The sequence below is a fragment of the Nioella sp. genome (genome assembly GCF_964229645.1).
Lineage (GTDB): Bacteria > Pseudomonadota > Alphaproteobacteria > Rhodobacterales > Rhodobacteraceae > Nioella.
Genome location: NZ_CAXREX010000143.1, coordinates 1 through 2,999, shown reverse-complemented (window position 1 = coordinate 2,999; position 2,999 = coordinate 1). Strand labels below are relative to the sequence as shown.

Below are 2,999 nucleotides of genomic sequence, written 5' to 3'. Positions count from 1 at the left end.
CCGAGCGTGGCGCCCACCCCCTCTGCCTGCGCCGCCGCAGAGACGAAAGTCACGGCAGAACGTTCCACCGAGCGCCCATAGGCCCCGAACATGGGGCGCGAATAGACCGGTTGGGGCGTGGGGATCGAGGCGTTGGGATCGCCCATTTGCGCCATGGCGATGGTTCCTCCCAGAAGAACCATATCGGGCTTCACGCCGAAGAAGGCGGGCGACCACAGCACAAGGTCGGCGCGCTTGCCTTCCTCGATACTGCCCACATGGGCGCTGATCCCGTGGGCGATCGCCGGGTTGATCGTGTATTTCGCCACGTAGCGGCGGACGCGGAAATTGTCGTTCTGGCCAACTTCGTCTGCCAGCCCCCCGCGCTGCTTCTTCATCTTGTCGGCGGTCTGCCAGGTGCGGATCACCACCTCGCCCACCCGGCCCATGGCCTGGCTGTCCGACGCGATGATCGAAAACGCCCCCATGTCATGCAGGATATCCTCTGCCGCGATGGTCTCGCGCCGGATGCGGGATTCGGCGAAGGCCACATCCTCGGGGATCGACTTGTCGAGGTGGTGGCAGACCATGAGCATGTCGAGATGCTCTTCCAGCGTGTTGACGGTGAAGGGGCGCGTCGGGTTGGTCGAGGAGGGCAGCACGTGCTCCTCGCCGCAGATCCTGATGATGTCGGGCGCATGCCCGCCACCCGCGCCTTCGGTGTGGAAGGCGTGGATCGTGCGGCCCTTCATGGCCTTCACGGTGTTTTCCACGAAACCCGACTCGTTCAGCGTGTCGGTATGGATCATCACCTGCACGTCCATGGCATCCGCGACCGACAGGCAGCAGTCGATGGCGCCGGGCGTGGTGCCCCAGTCCTCGTGCAGCTTGAGGCAGGACGCCCCGGCCAGCACCTGTTCCTCGAGCGCGGCGGGAAGCGACGCATTTCCCTTGCCCGCGAAGGCGAGGTTCATCGGGAAGGCATCGGCGGCCTGCAGCATCCGCCCGATATGCCACGGCCCCGGTGTGCAGGTGGTGGCCAGAGTGCCATGCGCGGGGCCGGTGCCGCCGCCGATCATCGTGGTCAGGCCCGAATGCAGCGCATCCTCGATCTGCTGAGGACAGATGAAGTGGATATGGCTGTCGATGCCCCCTGCCGTCAGGATGCGCCCCTCGCCCGCGATGGCCTCGGTCCCCGGCCCCACGACGATATTGACGCCCGGCTGCGTGTCGGGGTTGCCCGCTTTGCCGATCTTGTGGATACGCCCGTCCTTCAGGCCAACATCGGCCTTGTAGATCCCGGTCCAGTCCACGATCAGCGCGTTTGTGATGACGGTGTCGACCGCCCCCTCGGCCCGTGTCGCCTGCCCCTGCCCCATCCCGTCGCGGATGACCTTGCCGCCGCCGAACTTGACTTCTTCGCCATAGGGGCCGGTCAGATCGCGCTCCACCTCGATGATGAGGTCGGTGTCAGCCAGCCGCAGCCTGTCACCCACGGTGGGGCCGAACATGGCAGCATGATCGCGTCGGGATAGGGTGGCGGGCATATTGGCCTCCTGTCAGGTCGGTCGCGGGGTGGTCTTCATGCGCAGAAGGCCTCGTCCACGGGCACTTGCAGCATATTGGCCAGCGCGTTCGTGCTGCTGGCCATGGCCACGACCGACATCAATTCGTTGTACATCTCTTGCGTCATCCCCTTGGCGCGGGCCGAGGCCGCGTGGGAATGACAGCAATATTCGCAGGCATTGGCCGCCGAGACGGCGATATAGACCATCTCCTTGACCAGCGGGTCCAATGCGCCGGGCCCCATGACGGGCTTCAAACCCTCCCACGTCGCCTTGAGCTGCGCGGGGTTGTGGGCCAGCGCGCGCCAGAAGTTGTTGACGTAATCCGTGCCGCGCGTCGCACGGATATCGGCAAAGACCGCCGCCGCCTCGGGCGTCAGCTGATCGTCGGAAAGAAGGGGTAAAGTGGCCATCAGAGGTCTCCCATCACCTGTTGGTTGAAGCCGAAGACGCGGCGTGCGCCCCCGATGGGGATGAGATTGACCTCGCGCCGCTGTCCCGGCTCGAAGCGTATGGCGGTGCCTGCTGCAATGTCGAGCCTTCGCCCGTGCGCGGCCGCCCTGTCGAATTGGAGCGCGCTGTTGGCCTCGGCGAAATGGTAGTGGCTGCCCACCTGCACCGGCCGGTCGCCGGTGTTGGCCACCATCAGCGTGATTGCCTCGCGCCCTTCGTTCAGGACAAGGTCACCCTCTGCTGGAAACAGCTCTCCGGGGATCATCGGTGGATCCGGCCCACAAGGAACCCACCCACTGCACCAAGGCCAAGCAACAGGGCGATGGCCAGCCAGCCATTGCTTTCGTGCGGGTGAAGGTGACCGCCCTCATGCGCTTGGGCGGCAGTTGCGAGGGCGATGCCCAGAACTGGCAGAACGTATTTCATCGCAGGCTCCTTTCAGCGGATCGGGTTGTGCACGGTGACAAGCTTGGTGCCATCGGGAAACGTCGCCTCGACCTGCACCTCGTGGATCATCTCGGGGATCCCTTCCATGCATTGATCACGGGTGATGACATGGGCCCCGGCCTCCATCAGATCGGCAACACTGCGCCCGTCGCGGGCCCCCTCGACAACGGCATCGGTGATCAGCGCTATAGCTTCGGGGTGGTTGAGCCTCACGCCGCGCGCCAGCCGTTTGCGGGCAATCTCGGCGGCCATGGCGATCAACAGCTTGTCCTTTTCACGGGGGGTCAGGTTCATGTTACAACATCCATGTTCGGGGCAATGCGCCCCCGTAAAGGTCGGTCAGAAGCGGCAGCAGAGACGCCCGAAGGTCAAAGCCGTCCGCTGCCAGAAGCCGCACGAAGATCAGGTCGGGTCGGATCAGGCTGGCCCCGCCGGTTTCGGGCAGACGTGCTCTGATCCGCTCCAGGCACGCCTCGGCCCCCGGCGTCGCGAAGACGAGGCTCGCCATGGCAGTCGCGCCTGCGCCGATGGCATGACCCTGCATCTGTTCGGCGA

General features: G+C 65.2%; 5 protein-coding genes and 1 pseudogene. All 6 read right to left on the bottom strand.

The genetic code is table 11. From position 1 onward, the window contains the following. A partial coding sequence (gene ureC / locus ACEQXV_RS09415; protein WP_370268912.1) for an urease subunit alpha occupies positions 1–1,526 on the bottom strand: 1,526 nt, incomplete at its 3' end. A 35-nt stretch (positions 1,527–1,561) separates the two neighbouring features. After that, positions 1,562–1,957 (bottom strand): carboxymuconolactone decarboxylase family protein, encoded by a 396-nt coding sequence (locus tag ACEQXV_RS09410; protein ID WP_370268911.1) that lies wholly within the window; start codon positions 1,955–1,957, stop codon positions 1,562–1,564. After that, positions 1,957–2,262, bottom strand: coding sequence for an urease subunit beta (locus ACEQXV_RS09405; protein WP_370255383.1), 306 nt, complete (start codon positions 2,260–2,262; stop codon positions 1,957–1,959). The genes ACEQXV_RS09410 and ACEQXV_RS09405 overlap by 1 nt, the downstream gene beginning before the upstream one ends. Continuing rightward, positions 2,259–2,423, bottom strand: a complete 165-nt coding sequence (locus tag ACEQXV_RS09400) for a hypothetical protein (RefSeq protein WP_370255381.1) — start codon at positions 2,421–2,423, stop codon at positions 2,259–2,261. The genes ACEQXV_RS09405 and ACEQXV_RS09400 overlap by 4 nt, the downstream gene beginning before the upstream one ends. Positions 2,424–2,435: 12 nt before the next feature. After that, the gene (locus ACEQXV_RS09395; RefSeq protein WP_370255380.1) at positions 2,436–2,738 is read right to left on the bottom strand and encodes an urease subunit gamma; all 303 of its coding nucleotides are present in this window, start codon (positions 2,736–2,738) and stop codon (positions 2,436–2,438) included. Between the two features lies 1 nt (position 2,739). Next, a pseudogene (locus ACEQXV_RS09390) lies at positions 2,740–2,999 on the bottom strand (urease accessory protein UreD); the annotation flags it as partial.